General features: G+C 70.4%; 20 protein-coding genes and 2 pseudogenes. 12 read left to right on the top strand and 10 right to left on the bottom strand.

What is annotated here, in order from left to right:
• Positions 1 to 568 (top strand): annotated as a pseudogene (locus AB0F03_RS36435) (IS5 family transposase); the annotation flags it as partial.
• 22 nt (positions 569 to 590) lie between these two features.
• Here the strand turns inward: AB0F03_RS36435 and AB0F03_RS36430 are convergent.
• Positions 591 to 821, bottom strand: a pseudogene (locus tag AB0F03_RS36430) (IS5/IS1182 family transposase); the annotation flags it as partial.
• Between the two features lie 431 nt (positions 822 to 1,252).
• Between AB0F03_RS36430 and AB0F03_RS36425 the strand changes: the two are divergent.
• Positions 1,253 to 1,522, top strand: coding sequence for a hypothetical protein (locus tag AB0F03_RS36425; RefSeq protein ID WP_362000425.1), 270 nt, complete (start codon positions 1,253 to 1,255; stop codon positions 1,520 to 1,522).
• Between the two features lie 74 nt (positions 1,523 to 1,596).
• Positions 1,597 to 1,857: a DUF6207 family protein gene (locus tag AB0F03_RS36420; RefSeq protein ID WP_362000422.1), complete on the top strand. Its 261-nt coding sequence runs from the start codon at positions 1,597 to 1,599 to the stop codon at positions 1,855 to 1,857.
• Here the strand turns inward: AB0F03_RS36420 and AB0F03_RS36415 are convergent.
• Entirely contained in the window at positions 1,835 to 2,092 is a 258-nt protein-coding gene (locus AB0F03_RS36415) for a hypothetical protein (RefSeq protein ID WP_362000419.1), read from the bottom strand. The genes AB0F03_RS36420 and AB0F03_RS36415 overlap by 23 nt on opposite strands.
• 246 nt (positions 2,093 to 2,338) lie before the next feature.
• Here AB0F03_RS36415 and AB0F03_RS36410 point away from each other — a divergent pair, with 246 nt between their 5' ends.
• Positions 2,339 to 2,854: a hypothetical protein gene (locus tag AB0F03_RS36410; protein ID WP_362000417.1), complete on the top strand. Its 516-nt coding sequence runs from the start codon at positions 2,339 to 2,341 to the stop codon at positions 2,852 to 2,854.
• 690 nt (positions 2,855 to 3,544) lie between these two features.
• On the opposite strand, the gene AB0F03_RS36405 is transcribed toward AB0F03_RS36410, so the two are convergent.
• Positions 3,545 to 4,174 (bottom strand): TetR/AcrR family transcriptional regulator, encoded by a 630-nt coding sequence (locus tag AB0F03_RS36405; protein ID WP_362000414.1) that lies wholly within the window; start codon positions 4,172 to 4,174, stop codon positions 3,545 to 3,547.
• Positions 4,175 to 4,273: 99 nt separating this feature from the next.
• On the opposite strand from AB0F03_RS36405, the gene AB0F03_RS36400 reads away from it, so the two are divergent.
• A complete protein-coding gene (locus tag AB0F03_RS36400; protein ID WP_362000412.1) occupies positions 4,274 to 4,660 on the top strand; it encodes a nuclear transport factor 2 family protein in 387 nt (128 codons plus the stop codon).
• Positions 4,661 to 4,863: 203 nt separating this feature from the next.
• On the opposite strand, the gene AB0F03_RS36395 is transcribed toward AB0F03_RS36400, so the two are convergent.
• Positions 4,864 to 5,001: a hypothetical protein gene (locus AB0F03_RS36395; RefSeq protein WP_362000409.1), complete on the bottom strand. Its 138-nt coding sequence runs from the start codon at positions 4,999 to 5,001 to the stop codon at positions 4,864 to 4,866.
• Positions 5,002 to 5,215: 214 nt separating this feature from the next.
• Here AB0F03_RS36395 and AB0F03_RS36390 point away from each other — a divergent pair, with 214 nt between their 5' ends.
• Positions 5,216 to 7,033, top strand: a complete 1,818-nt coding sequence (locus AB0F03_RS36390; RefSeq protein WP_362000406.1) for a serine/threonine-protein kinase — start codon at positions 5,216 to 5,218, stop codon at positions 7,031 to 7,033.
• 279 nt (positions 7,034 to 7,312) lie between these two features.
• Here the strand turns inward: AB0F03_RS36390 and AB0F03_RS36385 are convergent, their stop codons facing one another.
• The 3 genes from AB0F03_RS36385 to AB0F03_RS36375 all read right to left on the bottom strand — a co-directional run bounded on the left by AB0F03_RS36385 (position 7,313) and on the right by AB0F03_RS36375 (position 8,668).
• Positions 7,313 to 7,906: a hypothetical protein gene (locus AB0F03_RS36385; protein WP_362000403.1), complete on the bottom strand. Its 594-nt coding sequence runs from the start codon at positions 7,904 to 7,906 to the stop codon at positions 7,313 to 7,315.
• Between the two features lie 132 nt (positions 7,907 to 8,038).
• The gene (locus AB0F03_RS36380) at positions 8,039 to 8,200 is read right to left on the bottom strand and encodes a pentapeptide repeat-containing protein (protein ID WP_362000400.1); all 162 of its coding nucleotides are present in this window, start codon (positions 8,198 to 8,200) and stop codon (positions 8,039 to 8,041) included.
• 57 nt (positions 8,201 to 8,257) lie between these two features.
• Positions 8,258 to 8,668: a pentapeptide repeat-containing protein gene (locus AB0F03_RS36375; protein ID WP_362000397.1), complete on the bottom strand. Its 411-nt coding sequence runs from the start codon at positions 8,666 to 8,668 to the stop codon at positions 8,258 to 8,260.
• A 152-nt stretch (positions 8,669 to 8,820) separates the two neighbouring features.
• Here AB0F03_RS36375 and AB0F03_RS36370 point away from each other — a divergent pair, with 152 nt between their 5' ends.
• The 3 genes from AB0F03_RS36370 (at position 8,821) to AB0F03_RS36360 (ending at position 12,398) form a co-directional block, all read left to right on the top strand.
• Positions 8,821 to 9,483: an HNH endonuclease family protein gene (locus AB0F03_RS36370; RefSeq protein WP_362000395.1), complete on the top strand. Its 663-nt coding sequence runs from the start codon at positions 8,821 to 8,823 to the stop codon at positions 9,481 to 9,483.
• Between the two features lie 540 nt (positions 9,484 to 10,023).
• The gene (locus AB0F03_RS36365) at positions 10,024 to 10,416 is read left to right on the top strand and encodes a hypothetical protein (protein WP_362000392.1); all 393 of its coding nucleotides are present in this window, start codon (positions 10,024 to 10,026) and stop codon (positions 10,414 to 10,416) included.
• Positions 10,417 to 10,499: 83 nt separating this feature from the next.
• Positions 10,500 to 12,398 (top strand): NACHT domain-containing protein, encoded by a 1,899-nt coding sequence (locus tag AB0F03_RS36360; RefSeq protein ID WP_362000390.1) that lies wholly within the window; start codon positions 10,500 to 10,502, stop codon positions 12,396 to 12,398.
• A 269-nt stretch (positions 12,399 to 12,667) separates the two neighbouring features.
• Here the strand turns inward: AB0F03_RS36360 and AB0F03_RS36355 are convergent, their stop codons facing one another.
• Positions 12,668 to 12,847: a hypothetical protein gene (locus tag AB0F03_RS36355; protein WP_362000387.1), complete on the bottom strand. Its 180-nt coding sequence runs from the start codon at positions 12,845 to 12,847 to the stop codon at positions 12,668 to 12,670.
• Between the two features lie 292 nt (positions 12,848 to 13,139).
• Here AB0F03_RS36355 and AB0F03_RS36350 point away from each other — a divergent pair, with 292 nt between their 5' ends.
• The gene (locus AB0F03_RS36350; protein WP_362000384.1) at positions 13,140 to 13,376 is read left to right on the top strand and encodes a hypothetical protein; all 237 of its coding nucleotides are present in this window, start codon (positions 13,140 to 13,142) and stop codon (positions 13,374 to 13,376) included.
• Positions 13,377 to 15,151: 1,775 nt separating this feature from the next.
• On the opposite strand, the gene AB0F03_RS36345 is transcribed toward AB0F03_RS36350, so the two are convergent.
• A complete protein-coding gene (locus AB0F03_RS36345) occupies positions 15,152 to 15,742 on the bottom strand; it encodes an HD domain-containing protein (protein ID WP_362000381.1) in 591 nt (196 codons plus the stop codon).
• Between the two features lie 13 nt (positions 15,743 to 15,755).
• Entirely contained in the window at positions 15,756 to 16,871 is a 1,116-nt protein-coding gene (locus tag AB0F03_RS36340) for a helix-turn-helix transcriptional regulator (RefSeq protein WP_362000378.1), read from the bottom strand.
• 184 nt (positions 16,872 to 17,055) lie between these two features.
• On the opposite strand from AB0F03_RS36340, the gene AB0F03_RS36335 reads away from it, so the two are divergent.
• Entirely contained in the window at positions 17,056 to 17,577 is a 522-nt protein-coding gene (locus AB0F03_RS36335; protein ID WP_362000375.1) for a hypothetical protein, read from the top strand.
• 4 nt (positions 17,578 to 17,581) lie between these two features.
• Positions 17,582 to 18,142 (top strand): ATP-binding protein, encoded by a 561-nt coding sequence (locus tag AB0F03_RS36330; protein WP_362000373.1) that lies wholly within the window; start codon positions 17,582 to 17,584, stop codon positions 18,140 to 18,142.
• Positions 18,143 to 18,773: the final 631 nt, after the last annotated feature.

The raw sequence follows: 18,773 nt of genomic DNA, 5'->3' as shown, positions 1-18,773 counted from the left end.
TCGACTCCACCGTGGTCCGGGCCCACCAGCACGCCGCCGGAGCACTCAAAAGGGGGCCGCGGACCGCGACGAACCATCCGACCACGCGCTGGGACACTCCCGTGGCGGGCTGAGCACTTAGATCCACCTGGCCGCAGACGGCCATGCACGCCCCCTGGCCCTGGCCGTCACCGCAGGCCAGGCCGGTGACGCGCCCGCCTTCGAGACAGTCATGGCCCGCATCCGGGTGCCGAGAACCGGCCCCGGCCGGCCCCGGACCCGCCCCACCGCGGTCCTGGCCGACCGCGCCTACTCATCCCGCGCGATCCGCGGCCACCTGCGCCGCCGGCAGATCCGCGCGATCATCCCGCAGCCGTCGGACCAGATCGGCCATCGTCTGCGGCGAGGACGCCAAGGCGGCCGGCCGCCCGGCTTCGACGCGAATGCCTACAAGCAGCGCAACTCCGTCGAGCGGTGTATCAACCGCCTGAAACAGTGGCGCGGTCTGGCCACACGAACCGACAAACTCGCGATCGCCTACCAGGCCGCACTCCACCTCGCCGCCATCCTCATCTGGACACGGCGCTGACCAACGAGACAGAACCTAGGCGTTACTTCAGCTTGCGGGTGGTGGGGCGGCCATCCCAGCGGTAGAGCGAGGTTGCACGGCGGGTGAGCATACGCAGCGTGACGATTGCGGCGGCCAGGTAGACGTAGAAGTCCACGACAAGGCCGCGCTTCTCGGCGTAGCGCCGCAACTTACCGAAGCCGTTCATCCAGGAGTGGGTCCGCTCGATCACCCGCTTCGTGCCGGCCTCAACCGGGGCGGACACGCCCTTGCGACCTCTCCTGGGGCCACCACCGCGACGACGACCGCCGTCACGGCGGTGACCACCGCGGCGGACGCCGCCACTGACCGCCTTATCTGGCGTTGCAAGGCGCCGGCCTTGTGACCGGCGCCTGCGGGTGGGCCGCCCCCTGCCGGGGCCCGTTCTGCGTGCACGGAGGCCGACGTCGGCATCTCGACAGATGCAGCGGCCCGGCACCTGAGCTTCACCCGTGATGGCCGGCCGCCTCGCCACGTGCCCAGTGCGTTCTCGCTGAGGGGCACCACGTAGGTGATCAACGGCTGGATGGGAGGACGCGGCTGGCCCGCACGGCACCTGCGGCAGACAGAGCCGGGTTCCGGTTCTTTTCCGTCCAGGCGCAGCTGACCCGGGCAAGCCGCTTCTGGCAGCCCTCGTTGTCGGTGGCGGCTGCGAGGCTGAACCGTATGGACAGCGGCGATGAGCAGCTGCTGCGCAGCCGGATCTACGGAACCGGCCACGACCACCCGGGCCCGAAGCCGGGACGGAGCTACGCCGAACTGGTGGGCGGACCGCTGGACGGATTGCTGCTCGACATCACCGGTTGGAGGCCGGAAGAGATCGACGGTGTCTCCCTCCTCACCGAGCTCGGGCAGTTCGGCCCCGGCGGGCAGGCGCTGTACGACCCGCGCCCCGGCGATCCGGCCCGCTGGGACTGGGGCGGCGACAGCCCCTGACGGCCCGCCACTCGGTCGGGTGAAGACACAGCAGCAGCGGAACCCTCCCGGGGTCCCCGGGCGTAGTGCCGTGCATGAACCCGATCAATGAGGTGCACGTGAGTGAGTCGGGCCTGGTCGTCGTCGACGTCGCGGCCGCCGACGACGCCACCGCCTTGGCCTTCCAGCAGCTGCTCGCCGACCGGTGGGCAATGGCGACAGCGGAGCACACCACCCGAGACGCGGGCGAGCCCGGCGTACGGCTGCGCTGCTACCTGGACCTGCGCCAGCCCACTGGCCCGACCGCAGCGTCGGCCGGCGCCGTTCCCGAGGTCAGCGCAGCCGCATCACGGTGACGACCGCGTGCCGAGGCGTACCCGCCACGCCCTCCACCACGGCACGGCCCCCGGCGGGCGTGTAGGAGTCGCCGGCCTTCGTGAACGCCCGCCCGGCGTGCGGGACCAGGCGCGGGGCCACGACCGAGGACAGGGCCGTGGTCAGTCGCTTGGACAGCGCGGCTCGTCCGTCGGCAGCCGTACGAGCGCCTTCAGTGCCGGGCGGTGCCGGTGAAGCCGACCACGGTCGTGTCACCTGTGTCCGCGTGTCTGATCTTCGCCACCTCGGCCCGGTCAGGGGCAAGGCGGGTGAGGAAGGCGACACCCAACTCCGCGATGAAACACGGGCTTTCGGCAAGGGTTGGTCATGTCAAGGCAAGGATTGTGCAGGTCACTTCGTGTTCATGCTGCGGGTCTACTCGCATAGACGTGGGTGGTGGTGTCATGCCGTCAGCCGCCCGGCGCCCCCCTTGTCCGGGCCGACTCTGCGGGAGAACCCCACATGCGTCGCTTCACCGCCACCACCAGCGCCCTGGCCATCGCGGCCGCCGGTCTGATCGCCGCTTCGGCCGGCACCGCCCAGGCGTCGACCTGCTCGACCGCCCGCCTGCCGCTGCCGGATTCCTCGTGCACGCCCGGCGCCTACAACCCAGACGTCACCCAGTCGACCATCAACAGCACCATCTGCGTGTCCGGCTGGACCGCCACCGTCCGCCCCCCGACGTCCTACACCAACCCGCTCAAGGCCCAGGGCATCATCGACTACGGCTACTCCGACACCAACATGGCCGACTACGAAGAAGATCACCTCGTCCCCCTCGAACTCGGCGGCGCGCCCCGCGACCCCGGCAACCTGTGGCCCGAGCCCTACTCCGGCTCCCAGACCGCGCACTCCAAGGACGGCGTGGAGACGAAGCTGAAGAACGCCGTCTGCGCCGGCACCATCACCCTGTCCTCCGCCCGCAGCGCCATCAAGAACAACTGGACCACGGCCCTGCAGGTCACCGGAATCGGCTGACGCCGCCCCGACGCCGGGGCATCCGGATCACGCGCACCGGATGTCCCGGCACGCGTCGCCGCCTGCTGCGAGCTCGGCGGCCAGCAGCGTTGGTCACGCGCCGCGTCGGCCCGCTTGCGACGGCGGAGCAATCCGGCCTGTTCCTGCGTCTGGGGGAGGGGCTTACCGCCGGCCGGCTGTCTGTGTTCGATGGATGAGGGCGTGACGGGAGGTGAGGTCCTCCGCGCTCGAGCGCGGCACACGGGACCGCGGGGTGACGGGCCGCAGTTGGATCCGGGCGTCGAGGTCGGTGCCGGTGCGGGGCGGAGGTGATGGTGTGCCGCCGGAGGCGCCCGTGAGGGGCACGGGATTTCTTTATGACTTCGTGGCCGGGCAGCTGGGTTTGAGCTGGTCACCGAAGGGGGCAAGGGCACAGGCCGAGGTAGTGGGCCGTCTGCGGTGTCGACCCCCTTGGCGAGGATGCGGTAGACGGTGGCGGCCGAGGGAATTTTCGCCCTTGTTCTTGCCCGAGGTGATGACGAGCTTGCTCGCGATCTGCGGGACGGGCGACCTGACCCGACAGCACATCGAACCCTGAGCAACACCGGGTCCATCAGCAAGGCGGCCCCGCCACCACCAGGCGCAGCTGATGTCGTTGGCGGGCGTTCCACGCCAGGTGACGGCGGTGAGGCGTGAGCGGGACGCTCGGTCCTACGCGTGGGTGGGCTGCGCCGCGTTCGCGCCCGGGCCCGGGTCCGGCGCTGAAGGGGCGACATACCCGGAGTCGCACAACTCGGCGACGAGGCCACGTGCGTAGTCCTCGTTCGTTTCCGGAATCGAGAACACCACCCGGAAATAGAGGGGCGCGACCACGTGATCCAGCACCCGCTCCAGTGGGGGTGCCCCCTCGCCCCGGCGGGCCGCGGCATCCAAGGCGGCGTGGAATCGGGTGCTGACCCGCTCCAGGCACTCGCGCAACCCGGCTCGTCGCTCATCCACGTCCGGTGCCACTTCGGCGCGGAAGAAGGCCACGCCTCCCGGCCGGGACAGGTCGGTGAGCGTCCACAGGGCGGCCTGTTCGAGGTCCTTGCGCAGATCACCGAGCAGCTCCGGCGCCCCCTCGTCCTGGCGTTGGGCGGCCACGTCCGCCAGGAGGGCGGAGGTCGTCCCCCAACGGCGGTAGACGGAACTGGGGTTGACGCCGGCGCGGCGCGCCACCGCAGGGATGGTCACCTTCTCGGTTCCGACTTCCTGCACCAGGTCCACGGTCGCCCGGTGGACGGCGGCGCGTACACGGGCGCTCCGGCCGCCGGGTCGGCTGTCTTTGCTTTTGACGGGCATCCCTCATCCTAAAGCATTGGTTTGCGCTTTAGTGGTCGGGCCACCTAGAGTACCTAAAGCGAAGATCACCGCTTTAAGAGTCGTCCTGAGGAGAACCCGATGGCCCGGTACGAGGTCCAGCACCAGCTCGGCAAGACGTTCCACGCCTATCTCACCGCCCGCGACTGGGAGGGCATCCGGACCCTACTCACCGACGACGCCACCTGGATGCTTCCCGGTGACAACACCGTCTCCGGTACGGCAGAAGGCGCCGAGGCGGTCGTGGAGCGGGCGAAGAAGATCGCCTCCTACGGTCTCAACTTCGAGCTGCTACACATCCTGGTCAGCCCCGAGAACATGGCCCTGTCCCTGCACAACACCGCCCACCGGGGCGAGGTCCGGCTGGATGAGCACCTCTCCACCGTCTGCCGCCTTCGCGATGACAAGATCGCGAGCATCGAGACCTACCTGTCCGACGTCCCCGGCATGAACGCATTCTTCGTCTGAGCAGCGCTGCTCAGACGGCGTCCGCTGGGGTCGTTGGCCAGTGATGGGCGTTCGCCGTCTTCGAACGTGCTGGTCGGAGGGGCTGGCATGACGCTCGATCGGAGTACTCATGCTGGTCGAGGACGGAGTCTGCGGTCTTGATCGTCTGACGGGGCGGCCCGGGACGCTTTGCCGGTTCCTTCGCGGCGACGACCCGTTGCCGCCTACGATCCGGTTCCTTGGTGGAGTCCGAGATCGCGGAACGGATCGCAGCGCGGCGCACGGAATGGGACGAGCTGGAAAAGCAGTTGGCCAAGCAGCTGGAGGAGGCGCGGACCGAGCGCGACGACCTTGATCGGCATGCGGCTGATGGCACGCCGGGCCCGTGGGCGGTCAGAACTGTGATGGTGCCTTGTGCGGCAAGGCCCCTATCGGGACACGCCCGCTGGTCGCGTTCGTCGACGGTGGGATCGCCCAGTTGCCGTTGACGATGGCGAAGTCCGCGCACATACCCCGGCCGGGGCCGCCCACTATCCTGCTTCCGTCACGGGGTGAGGTGACCAGGGGGAGGCGTACGTGAAGTCGTTGGAGAGCACGGATCCGGCCACGATCGGCGGCTATCCGCTGCTGGCGCGGCTCGGCGCGGGCGGTATGGGGCAGGTCTACCTGTCGCGAACGCCGACCGGTCGCCCCCTGGCGCTGAAGACGGTCCGGCCTGACCTCACCGCCGCCCCGGACTTCGAGCGGCGCTTCGCCCGGGAGATCCGCACCAGCGACCGCGTCCGCTCCCCGTGGACCGTTTCGGTGGTGGACTTCAGCCCGCCCGGCCACCGCCCGCTGTGGCTGGCCACCGAGTACGTCGCAGCGCCTGCCCTCTGCGACTGGGTCGCCGGGCACGGACCGCTGCCGCCCGCCGCCCTGCGAACTCTGGCCGCCGAACTCGCCGCGGCGCTGGCCGCCGTGCACGCCTGCGGGCTCACCCACCGGGACGTCAAACCCTCCAACGTCCTGCTCGGCCGCGACCGGCCCATGCTCATCGACTTCGGCATCGCCCGGGCCGCCGACGACTCCCGCCACACCAGCACCGGCGGTGTCATCGGCTCGCCCGGCTACCTCGCTCCCGAACAGGCCGCCGGGGGAGCCGTCACCGAGGCGGGCGACATCTTCTCCCTGGGCGCGGTCCTGGTGTTCGCCGCGACCGGCACCGGTCCCTTCGAGTATCCCGGTGAGCAGCCCTCGGCCGCCTCCCTGCTCTACCGCATCGTCCACGAGCCGCCCCGCCTGGACGGCATACCGGCCGAACTGGCCCCGATGATCCGCGACTGCCTGGCGAAGCGGCCCGAGGACCGGCCGGACAGCGCCGAGTTGGCGGCCCGGCTGCGCCGCGGGCGCGCCGCGGACGACCCGCGGACGGCCGCTCACGAGGGCGGCCCCGCTTCGGTGGCCGACGCGTGGAAGGGCGCGCTCCCGCCCGGACTCGGCGCCGACCTCGCGGCTCGCGAGGAGGAGGCCGCACACCGATGCGCGGTACCGCAGCACGGCCAGGGGCAGGCGCCGTCGGACGCGCTGAGGTCCGCCGGCGGGAGACCGCCCGTGCCGGCGACCGCCGGGGCGGTGTCCCTGACCCCGTCCCTCGACCACGCGACCCCCGCCACGCCGTACGCGCCGCCCCCCGACACCCCGGCCCCGTACGGCCGGCCAGCCCCGGACACCCCCACGCCGTACGGCCTGTTCACCCCTGACACTGCCCAGCCCCACGGCCCTGTCGCACCCGGCACCGGCGGGCCGGCCGGGTTTGGGCCGCAGGGCGCCTGCGTCCTCCACAGGGAGGGGGGCGCGCGCCGCCGCGTCCGCTGGACCGTCGCCGGTTCCGTTCTCGCGGTGGCCGCCCTAGTGACCGGCGGCCTGCTGTGGAACCCGTTCGGCAGGGAGGCGGCCGGTGAAGGCTCCACGGCCTCCCCGACCCCGTCGTCCTCCGCGCCCGCCCTCTCCGCCGCATGGGCGGGCGTCTGGACCGGCACGGGGCCGGGCAACCCTGACGCGGACGGCCAACAGCACCCGCGCACCGAGTCATTCACCGTGGCCCTCACCCTGCACACCGCCGAGGTGGGTGAATTGGCCGGCAAACAGATCAGCAACATCAAGGAGGTCGGCACCGGCCGCGAGGTCGGCTGTACGGAAGCCCTGGAACTACGGTCGGTGCGCGGCACGACAGCCACGTTCGTCGCGGCCACCAGCCACGCGACCAACCGCTCGGACACCTCGCTGCAGTGCGAGAGCGGCCACCTCTACGTGGCCCAGCTGACCGCTGCCGACACCATCAGCCTCGGTGATGAGGGCAGCCAGTCCGCCGGTGCGCCCACGGCCCTGCACCACAGCCGCGGCACGTCCTGAGCGGCGACCGCCGGGGTCGCGGGCGATATTGACAGCGACCTCCATCACGACATCGGGCTGAACCAGGACGGCATCAAGTGTGCGCTGTGTCCGCCACCCGGCACTCAATGTCCACCCGGTCCATGGATGAGTGCCCGCCGGTGGGGCCAGCTGATCTGCAAGACGCGGCCGGCGGCCTGAGACAGCGTGTGCTGCGCCCGACGTACAGGCGGCCTGCGGCCTCGTAGCGGCCCAGCAGCAGCGTGCGGGGAGCGGCGCGGGAGCTGGTGATGGCGCCGATCACGGCTTCAGTGGTGACCCGCACCTGTACTTCCGCCACGATTGCACACCTCCGCGATAGGACTCCTCCAGCCGCTTGAAGCACAGTCCCTCCACCCCGGCCGCCGTCCACGACAGCCACTCCTGCGCCGGGGTCGGGTCGGTCGTCGATGGGCACAGCACCCACGGCATCGTCAGGCCGCGCTCCGCAAACAGGGCCTCCAACGCCGCACGGCGCCGGGCGTACGGCCAGCCAGTCAGGTCGTCGCCCCGGTGGAGCAGGTCGAAGGCCACGAAGTGCGCCGGCCACTCCCGCGCCGCCTGAGCGGCAGTCGCCCCGCGCCGGGCAAGCCGCTGCTGCAGTCGCTCGAACGCCAGCCGGTCCCGCTCCCACACCACCAGCTCGCCATCCAGCCGAGTGTTCTCCGGCAGCTGCGCCAGGGCCGCCGCCCGGATTTCGGGGACCGAGGCCGTCATGTCCGTGCCGCGCCGTGAGCACAGCAGCACCCGCCCGCCCGCGTACACGGCGAGCTGGGCACGGTAGCGTCCCACTTCAGCGCGGCCGCCAATCCAGCGGACAGGGCTCGCAGCGCTGCGTCGCGAGGCGGTGACCAACCCGCGGGCCGCTCCGTTCCCTCAGCAGATCGCCAACGTCGCCGAGCGGACCGCGCGACCGCCGCGCACCGACGACGCCTGACCGCGGTCCGGGAGGCGGGCCGCCGCGCCGCCGGCTTCCCGTGGACGCCCCTACCTTCCACGCGGCAGCCCGATGGCGTCAGTCCGCTTTGCACCCTCAAGCTTCACTCCAGCTAGCTTGGCGCCACTGAAGTCCGCGTCGGTCAGATTCGCGCGAGTAAGGTCCGCTCCACGAAGGTCTGCACCCCGCAAGGACGCTCCTTGAAGGTTCACGTCGCTCCGCGCCGGCTAGCGAGGAATCATGCAGGTCTACGCACCCTTCTCGCTTGGTTACGCCCCTCGCCCGCATGTAGATTCCACGCCCCGAAGGTTCGCGCCTATGAGGTACGCGCGGGCGAAGCTCGTCCTGAAAAGGAACGCGCCCCGGAGGTCGGCCTTGTCCAGCAAAGCCCTGTCCAGGTGCGCGCTGTCCAGGTTCGCAGCCCGAAGGTCCGCTCCTGTCAGAGAGGCGTGGCGCAAGTCCGCCTTGCTCAAACCCACCCCAGGGAGCTTGATGGCGGCTTTACCGAAAAAGAAGAGGCCACGGAGATCGGTCCCGCCCAGGTCGATGAACGCTCCGGCGTCTCGGTCCGGGTTGCGCCTGGCCAGCGTGTCGATGGCTGCCCGGACGTCTGGTTTCGGCGTGCGAGAAGAGGGTGCGAAGAGAACATCGAGCGGGCAGTTCATCGGGACCTCAGTCACGGACACGGATCCTAAAGCGGCCCGAGGTGTGTGCCGACGATCCGACTTACCCTCCGATCGGGTGGAACCGCTGCCTGTTCCCGGGCGGGTCTCCTGTGGGAGCCGCTACGAAGATCACGGCCTTTCCGTGTTCTTCGAGAGGACTCCCGCTCGTGCGCTTCGCCCGCTCCGCCGCCGTGCTCGCCGCTCTCCTCCTCTCCACGGCCGCGCACGCCGCCCCGGCTGCCGCCGCACCCGCCGACCGTGTCACCCTGCCCGTCCGGGACGTCCTCGCCCAGCTGCCCCTCCACACCGAGGACCGCACCGGCTACGAGCGCACCAAGTTCCGGCACTGGGTCGACGCCGACAAAGACGGCTGCAACACCCGCGCCGAAGTGCTCAAGGCCGAAGCCGTCATCGCCCCGACCCAGGGCCCGCGCTGCGCCCTGAGCGGGGGTGAGTGGTACTCGCCCTACGACGACCGCTACATCCAGGGCCGCGGCGGTGTGGACATCGACCATTTGGTCCCGCTCGCCGAGGCCTGGGACTCCGGCGCCTTTGCCTGGACGGCGAAGGAACGCGAGGCGTACGCCAACGACCTCGGTGACGACCGCGCACTGATCGCGGTGTCGGCGGCCTCGAACCGTTCCAAGGCCGACCAGGACCCCAGCACGTGGCTGCCGCCGACCACCGGCTACCGCTGCCAGTACGTCACCGACTGGGTGGCCGACAAGATGCGCTGGGGCCTGAGCATCGACACCGCCGAACGGGCCGCCCTCACGGACGTGCTCAGCCGCTGCCCGAACGTTCCCGTCACCGTCACACCGGCCCGCTGACCCGGGCCAGCCCGCCGGCTCCCTTGATTGCCTCCCTCGGGGTGACCTGCGCAAACAGGCTCCCAGGGAGGACAGTGAGGCCACACCGAAGGGGTGCCCAGAGGTCTGGAAACGGCCATGAACAGGCCAAACACGCCTCACCCGCTATCACGCACCAACTCGTTAACCAGCACACTGCACCGGGTCCCGGTGGCTCGCCAGCCTCGGACTCGACTGGGCAGTGCAGGTCTTGGGGCGCGCAGTAGAAACAGAAAGGCTTCAGCGTGGCGGGTGCCTGGGAATTCCCGGGCACCCGCCACGCATCGGTGAGCTCGAAGCCGTGCCGGGCAGGGCCTCAGGGCGCGCAGGGGGTGTGCGTTGGCGGGTCATGATGCCGTGCGGTGGCGGGGCGTGGAGCTCTTTCGGCGAAGGACGTTCGGCCGGGGCGCCGGACGTGTTGAATGCGGAAGCCGTCGGGGCAATCTCGTAGGGGGGACCATGTTCGGTCCGGAAGTAGCGATCGGGTGTGTGATCGCGTGGGGGCTTCGCAAGCTGCGCAGAGTGGGAGGCCAGGCCGATGCCGAGGTCGACCGGGTCCTGGACGCGGGGATGGCCCGGGTGCACGACCTGGTCACGGCTCGGCTGGGGGAGGATCCGGCACTGCGGCGGCTGCAGGCGGAGATCGAGTCCGGGGGGCAGCCGCCGGACACCTGGACCGTCCGGCGGGCCGAGCTCGCGGTGGCGGAGGCGGTCGAGCGCGATCCCGCGTTCGCGGAACGGCTGCGGGAGTCGCTGGCCGAGGTCGACAAGGCGCGTCGGGCGGCCGGTGAGCCCGCCTTCCAGGTCTTCGGGAACGTAGAGTTTCACGCTGACGGCGGCTCTCTCGCCGCCGGAGTGATCACGGGGCCGGTGACGCTGGGAAACCCTCCGAGGCCGGAGACGGACGGGCGCTGACCGTCTCCGCAGGCGCCCCCCGGGCGGGTGGCGTCTCGATCAGCGCACAGAACGGGTCCGTCGCCGCCCAGTACATCGGGCGGGTGAACCAGTACGTCATGCCGGAGGACCCGCTCAGCGGACCGCTGGAACACATTCGTACGGCCGTCCATCTAAACGAGGGCGCCGAACGCACCCGCCTTTTGAAGGACGTGGTGTGCGTCGACATCTCCTACACCCTGCGCCCGGAGCCCGGCCGCGGGGCCAGAGGGGCCGAGGCACGCGGTCGGCTCACCAGCAACGGCGAGGGCGTCCGCGACATTGCCGCCTACTACCGCGATCTCACTCCTGGCCGACTGGTAATCACTGGTGCGCCGGGCGCGGGCAAGACCGTGCTCGCCCTTGAACTGATCACCGCCCTCACCCGGCATGAGGCCAGGGGGCAGAGCGTACCGGTGCGTCTGTCGGCGGCGGCCTGGGACACTGCCGTCCCGCTGGACCGGCATCTGGCGGAGCATCTGACCACCGTCTTCGAGATTCCGGGGGCCGTTGCCCAGCGGTTGGTCGACCGCCGGCTGATCGTGCCGGTCATCGACGGTCTGGACGAGATGGACCCGCTGCGGCCGGACGGCACGGCCGACCCGAGAGCGCCGAGGGCGGTCGCCGTCATCGACGCTCTCAACGCCTACCAAAACGGTCCCGAGTTCGCCGCCGTCATCCTGACCTGCCGCACGGAGCACTTCCGGGCGTTGCGCGAGCCGGACGGTCCGGGGCGGCGTCAGCTGCTCGACTCCGCGGGCATCGAGATCGACCCGGTAGAGACCGCCGACGCCATCGCCTACCTGTGCCGTCGCGCCAAGGACCCGACTCGCTGGCAGCCCGTCCTCAAGGAGTTGGCGGAGACCCCGCGGGGCACGCTCGCAACGGCCCTGTTCACGCCGTGGCGCCTGTGCCTGGCGGCGACGGTGTTCTTCGTGGAGGGCGATCCGGCCGAACTGCTGCGCCCGCGAAGCCCTGCGGAGCTCGACTCCTATCTGCTGGCCCGCTACCTGCCTGCCGTGGTCCGGCAGCGGGACGACTCTCGCTACCCAGTGGGCCAGGTGCACCGCTGGCTGCACCACATCGCCGCGTATCTGGAACATCCGGCGCCGTGGCAGCGACCGCCGCTGAAGAAGGACAGGCCCGAGTCGAGCGGTGTCGACATCGACCCGTACCGGCTGTGGCCGATGGCAGGCTGGGTGCGGGTGCGGACCTGGGACGGGAAGGTGCCCATGCTCACCGTGCCATGGGCGCTGCTGGCGCTGGTCGGAGCCCCGCCGAGGTGGTCCGACGCGGGACTCGTGCAGATCGTGATGCTGATCAGCCTGGCGTTCAGCATGTACATCTGCACCGTCTACGAGCCGGGACGGCTGGTCCGGCTCGGCTGGAACCGCCATGCCGCACCGTACGAGCGGCGACTGCGGTTGTGGAGCATCGTGCTCGGCGTGGTGGGAGGCATGGGTGGAGGGATCGCTCTGGCGTGGGATCACGCGCTGCTGCCGGGCATCGGCATCGCGGTCGTCCTCACGGCAAACACGGTGTTGCTCAGCCTGCTCTCGCTGCCCCTCATGTCGGTGCCGTCGCCCGCCGCGCGTCCGCGCCGGCTCATTCCGGGGGACGTCGGCTACCGCCTGCTGCAGGCCGTGGCGCATGGTGGCGCGCTCGGCGGAGCGTTCACCGTCATGATGGGCTTCCGGGTCGGGATCGGCTTCACACTCGCCTACGGCCTCGGCGCGGGCGGGCTGCTGAGCGGCGGCGCGGTGCGACGGTACCTGGTCTTCGTATGCCTCGCCCGGTACGACAGGCTGCTACCGCTGCGGCTCGGTCCCTTTCTCGACTGGGCGCTGGAAGCCGGCCTGCTGCGGCTGTCCGGACCTGCCTACCAGTTCCGTCACCGGGAACTCCAGCAGTGGCTCGCCGCCCATCCCGAACCGGCTGAGGCCGCGCGCGTGCAGGGCAGTTGACGGGCGGGGAGCGCTCGGCGCCGAGCTGCTTGGCGGCCAGCACCGCGAGCAGACCGACCGGGTAGCGCACGGAGAGGAAGCCGATGCACGAGCGCCAGATCGCACGGGCCGTGGAGAAGGAAATCCGGAACGCGCAGAGGCGACGGAACAGACCCGTGCACCGACTCCGGGGTCAGGTCCTGCGCTACAGCCTTGAGAGCGTGGATCTTCGGGATCATTCTTCCTCGCGGTCCTGGTGGGGTTCTTCGGCCACTCTTGAGGAAACCGGCCTACCGTTTCGCGGCCTTCAGGAGCTGGCGGAACTCCTCCAGCAGCGGCTCCCGCTCGTGCGTGACGTCGCCGATCTCGAATGCCGTCTCCAGCGCCGTCCGGCCGCCGACAGAACGACCTGGATTGGCCAGAAGGTCCCCGAGAGCTTCTATCCCGTGGCCAACCAGACGCTGGCTCATCTCTGCCCATAATCGGGGTGTTTGCCGATCGGGATGGCCCCCAGGTCCTGGCGCAACCTCCCATCCCCGCCCGCGGCCCGCCCCCGGCTCACCCTTGATGCGGGCGGCCCGTCCCACGCCTCTACTCCTCACCCTTCACTGGTGCCAAGTCGCATGCCCGGTTCGGCAAGCGGCTCCGGGGGGAAACGGGCCGGTCGAAAGACCGGTACCGCGCCCCGGGCCGACCTCACCAGGAGGCCACGCTGAAGATCTCGAATCGGCCCTCGCTGGCAGCCCACCACGTCACGTGTGGATGGGCAACACAACACCCCAGCTCAGAGCCGACCCGGTCACGTCCATGGTCGGTAAACACGACGGCCCCGGCGACTACCGGCTGCGCATCCACGCGCGCGGCCGGGACACCGCCATCGACCTCGCCCCGGACGACGTCACCGAGTGGTACCTCATCCAGGTATGGCCCGCACCGCCCCAGGAAGCCGCGGCGCTGCGCCGGACCGACAGCTACGGCGCATCCGTCCGAGCAGAGTGATCACGGGCGGGAACGCGGTTGTTCGGCCATGAGCGAGGTGAACCCCCCGGAAATGCCATTTCGTGGTTCACCTCGCTCATGGCGCCGGTCACTGGCCTACCGCTGCCCGCGTCTGGAGCTGAGCGCGGACCGCATCTGTCTAAGGCGGCTTTTTTGGCCCTCGGGGCGCTGGGGTGCGGCTAGATTGCTGGACGAGCCGCAGCGGGTGGAACCACGCTCGCGAGTTCCATGCCGCCTGATGTCTGAAAGGGGCGGTGGGGGCCGGTCTCCAAACAACGGCGATATGGCAGGAAGAATGACCGTATTCATGCTTATGCGACGTTTGCCGGGAACCGTGGAACTGGCCCACAACGGCCTGTCCCCGTGACAAAGCTGCAGTTTACGAAGAGTGCTCCCCGCGCCCGCGGGGATGGTCCCGGGACCCGCGCCGACTCCATCGGGACGACGGTGTGCTCCCCGCGCCCGCGGGGATGGTCCGCGGTGCGCTCCGATGCCTGGATGTCGGCGTTGGTGCTCCCCGCGCCGGCGGGGAGGACAGCCGCAGGGCCCGCATGTACGACGGGCGCCGCGGAACACCCCCGCGGACGCGGGGGTGTTCCGCGGCACTGACTCTACGGTGACTGCTGGAACCAGTCCTGCCCGCCGACGCGGGGGTGTTCCGCGCTTGATCTCGTAGAACTCGCCCCACGGGTGGTCCTCGCCGCCGACGCGGGGGTGTTCCGCAGGACACGGCGGATTTCTGGGCGCACGACGGGTCCTCCCGGCCGATGCGGGGCCTGCTCAGCACGCGGACGGGACACGGCGGCCGGTGCCCGAACGGCCGCCGGGGGAGAGGAGGGGGACACCTCCGCATCTGCCTCGGCGTCCGAGGCCCTGCCCTCCGGCGCCGTCGGCGGGCTCACACGGGCGTCGAGCGCCGCTGCCGCTGCCTGGGCTGCGGACACCATAGTGGGCTGCGGCACTGTGGTGTCCTCCTCCGGGACACCGTTGCCCCCGGAAGCCGGGTAGAGCTTGGTGAGCTGCTCCAGCAGACGCGCGTACGCCTCCTGCTCCGGCGGCCGAGGCTCGGTCTTGCCCGACTCCCAGCCCATCGACGGTCGCCCGCCGCACATTCAGTGCGGCGGCCACCTCGTCCAGGGAGCCTGACGCAGCCGCCTGCGCTTCGCCGGCGGCGGCACTGGGGGCTGGGACGTGATTATCGCGTCCATGGCATCGAGCACGACTCGACCCGACCGAAGCCCGGCAGGCTCCGGGAGGCCCTGGCCGAGACGGAGCCCGAGGGCGGGGAGGGGGTCATCGAGGAAGGCAGCCCACAGGACGTGCTGCGGTCCGCCGCCTACCGGCTGCTCACCACGGTGGACCTGCTCACCGTCGACGTCGAGGACCCAGGCGAACAGGCGCCGCCGGGGTAACGGCGTCCCCGGCCCCAGGTGTTGTCAGTGCCCGGTCGTACAGTGGTCGTGTCCAAGGTGCCGATACGCTCGGACGCATGTGAAGCGCCCCGCCCCGGGATGGAAACCGGGACGGGGCGCACCCATGTTCAGGCGGCGGTCGTCCAGCAGGTGCACTTCCGGGGGCAGGCGTCTGCCCACTGCTTCAGCAGCTCCGCCCACTGGCGGCTGCGCTCGTGGGTGGCAGGCTGGCGCATCAGGTCTCGGATGGCGTCGTTGAGGTGGCCCCGAGCAGGGCAGCACGCAATGCCCGAGAGTCGCGGGGAGTGGCGCATAGGACCAAGGTACGGGCGGGGTCCGACACCGCATGAAAGCTGATCACTGTTACTGCTTCGTCTCGCCGAGAGCCGCGCGGAGCCAGTCCAGCGATCCCGTCTCCAGCACGGCGTCCGCCAGGGCCTTGCCGCTCTTGGTGGTGATCCGGCCCCTGCTGTTGTCGATCCATCGTTGGGCGTGGGCGTATCCCTGATCACGGTATTCGATGCCCTGGATCATGCATTCCAGCTTGTCCGCGTCCCGTGCGCAGCGGGCCTCCGCGCTCTCCTTCGCCTCGTACTCCCCGACCAGGGAGCGGATAGCGTCGGCCAGGCCCTCGGGCATCCCGGCGACCTGGTCGTCGGTGATGGAGCGCGGGTCGGCCTCGCCCTGGGTGTACTTCTTGCCCAGGTGGTTCACGTCGCCGGTGCGGGTTTCCTGGGAGTCGTGCCACACGGCGAGGAAGGCGGCGCGGGCCGGGTCGGCGCCTTCAAGCTGGGCGATGATCGACGCGATGAGTGCGGTGCGCCAGGAGTGGTCTGCCACGCTTTCCGGGTCCTTGATGCCAGCCATCCACCATCCGGACCGTCTGGTGTTCTTGAGCGTTCCTGCCTCGAACAGGAAGCGCGCTACCGCCGTCAGCTCTTGGTCATCTGACACCGTCGGGCTCCTCTCACGCCTCGGCGAGGCGGATCGCGTACCGGATGCTCTCCAGCTCCCGGCGACCGCGCGCCGACAGCTCCCGGCTATCCAACATGATCGGGAGGCGTTCGCGTAGGGCATGGGCGGCTGCTCCGGATCGCAGCAGGTTGGGGCGTACCTGGAGCAGGGACCACACGCTGTGGATGTTGAGGTCCACGTACCCGTGCTTGGGGGCGATGCCCTCCACCAGGTGGGCGAGGAGCCGGTCACCGTGCCAGTGGCTCAGGGAGCCGTCCGTGATGAAGTCGTCCGAGAACTGCGGGGTGCTGGTCTCGCCGATCCAGTACGCCCAGTACGCGAGATTGGCGGCCTCGCCCGCGTCATCGTCTTGCAGGGCGGTGTCGATGAAGTAGGTCATGCGGTCCCGGTCGCCCTGGCGGGCCGCGACGGCGGCCATGGAGCGGTTGTTGAGCCAGGCGGTTAACCAGTCGTCTGGCCTTTCCGCGCGCTGCTGTTGAGCGAGCCAGCCGCTGGTCTCGGCGCCCTTGTCGTAGCCGGACAGGTAGAGAGCCTGGCGGCGCAGCAGGAACTGACCCGGGCCGCGCGCCTGCTCGGCCGTACGGCGCATGTTGGCGAAGAAGGTGCGGCGCTCGGCGGTGGTCAACTCCGGGCCGGACGGAGCGGGTCCGCGACGGGGGCGGGGTGGGGCAGGAAGCGCGCGCACCGGGCTCGGCGCCACGCCGTTGAGCGGCCATACCAGCAGCTCTGCGAGCTCCCGCTGCATGACCATGACTCCCAGGGGGCTCTCCACTACGGGCGTCTCCTCGTCCAGGGCGCTGGCGAGAAGGACGTCCGCCTCCACGGCGCGCTCCAACGCTTGGAGCACAGTGGGGGAGGCGCCCATCTGCATCAGCCGGTGGCGTAAGGCGAACATCTGGCTGACCGGTATGGCGGTCAGCGGGCGCCGTCCCGTCTCCCACCCCGCGATGGTGTCCGGAGACACTTTCAGATGCTCGGCGGTCTCGTCCTGGGTGTAACCCTGCTGTTCGCGAATCACCCGCAGGACGTACCCGCTGAGGAGGCCCGTACGGGGCCGCTGACCCCTTCCTGTACTAGCGGTCAGGGTTTGTCGAGTGCTCGCCCGCATGGGGGTCCAATCCCGGCGGTTCGTCGTCGAACCACCCGTACTCGCGGTCACTTCAGGACACCCCTAGAACTTCCTACGGTCGTGGTGTCCCTGAATCGAGCCTATTGGGAGGCCGCGAAGCATGGGCTCCGTTCTGCACACTCACCACCCGACGGGAGCAGCTCGTAGCGCGCCGTCGGTCACGGTGACAGCAACTGAGATCGTCAGCGGCGCGGAGCGCCGTCTGGCCGTGGAGCACTGGTTGCTCTCGGCGGCCGACGACACAGCCCGGGCCCGCCTGGAATGGCGCACGGACGGTTTCGCTCTGCTTCGCTGCGGCGGCGTACTCAGCGCCGTGCAGATCAGCGCGACTGTCGTCCACGCCGCCGCCGGAAGCGACGAGCCCTCCACCGTCAACAATTTCTTGGCCGGGGCCCTGCTCGGCCCTGTGTTCGTAGACCGCGAGACGCTCCGCTACTACGCCCTGGTGGGGTCCAGCACGGGCCGCCGGACGGAATGGAAGCGAGCGGGCAACGACGCCGGTTTCATGGGCGCCGGCCACTACCTGGGCGTGCCAGCCGCGGACGCCACCAGCCTCATGGGGCGTATCGCCTGGTGCGTGGAGATGGACAGCCCTGGTGACCTCGCCCCGGCTGACGCCGTCTCGCAACTCGTCCATACCGGTCGCTACCGGCTCGCCGGCGGCGAAAGGCACCTAGGTGGGTGAAGCGATGCTCAGGCGTAGCCATCCCAGTGGCGGCAACCGGCTGGTGGCGGAGGACGGCTCACTGGTCGTCACCACCGTGCTGCCGCGTGAATCGGAATCGGTGCCCCTCGCCCGTCGCCTGGTGCGCCACACCTTGGCGGACTGGCGGCTGCCGCACCTGGCCGACGCGGCCGAGCTGGTCGTGTCCGAGCTGAGTGCCAACGCTGTCGAACACACCCGGCACGGCTCGTTCCGAGTGACGCTGCAACGCCGCCCCGACAGTGGCGTGCGTGTAGCCGTCATCGACAAGAGCACCGCTGAGCCGATTCTGCGGCCCTGGGACGACGAGGCGGAGGGCGGCCGTGGCCTGGCTCTGGTCGCCGCTCTCGCGTGCCGGTGGGGAACGGACCCGCTGGGCTGGGGCAAGCGCGTGTGGGCGGACCTGGAGCCTGACCAGCGTCAGGAGAAGCAGCCGGTCAGCACGGTTCCGCTCTATGCCAGCAGCAGGGCCCAACTGGTGTACGTGCTGATAGTCGCCGTGCTCGGCGCGCTGCTCGGCGCGGCCATCGTCTGCGGCGCGCCGTGACCGTGAAGTGGTTCACCGGCGACTGCTGGCGTTGCGACGGCGTCGATGTGCCCGTGACCGCCTCGCGCTCCTGGCCCGCGCCTACACCCTGTGACCCCTTCCAAGGTCGAAAGGCGGCCCCCCGCCCGCAGCGCGCGGGGGCCCGCCCTGGAACGCTGAGGCTCGTCGGCCTCAGACTGTAGGAGTCGGCACTGACAGTGCCGGTGCGGTCGCGTACGCGCCGACGATCTCGCCGGCCTTGGTGAACGCGGTGCGCAGCTCCGCGCCGGTGAAGCGCAGCACCGGGCCGTTCGCCACCTTGTTGTCGCGGATCGCGCCACGAACGCGCTGGAGCCGTCGGCCAGGAGCACCACGCCGTCGGGCCGGCGGCGGCCGGGCGAGAGCTCGGGAGACCCGCAGACACGGACCTTCCTGGAGGAGAAGCTGCCTCCGATGATGACCGGCCACTGGCTGATGCGCTCCAGCCAGGTGGCCGCCACCTGGTCCCGCCCAGAGGACGCCCTGGCCTGGCTCCAGGCACGCTACGCCGAGGCGCCGCCGTATGGGCCTACCGCGGGTACCGCGCTTACAAGGCGCTGACCTACACCAGCCGCTTCGGCGCTTGGGCGTCCCGCTCCCGATGGCTGGGAAC

The sequence above is a fragment of the Streptomyces sp. NPDC028722 genome, assembly GCF_040637655.1.
Classification (GTDB): domain Bacteria; phylum Actinomycetota; class Actinomycetes; order Streptomycetales; family Streptomycetaceae; genus Streptomyces.
The sequence above is the reverse complement of the archived record's forward strand: the minus strand, read 5'-3'. Positions and strand labels throughout refer to the sequence as shown.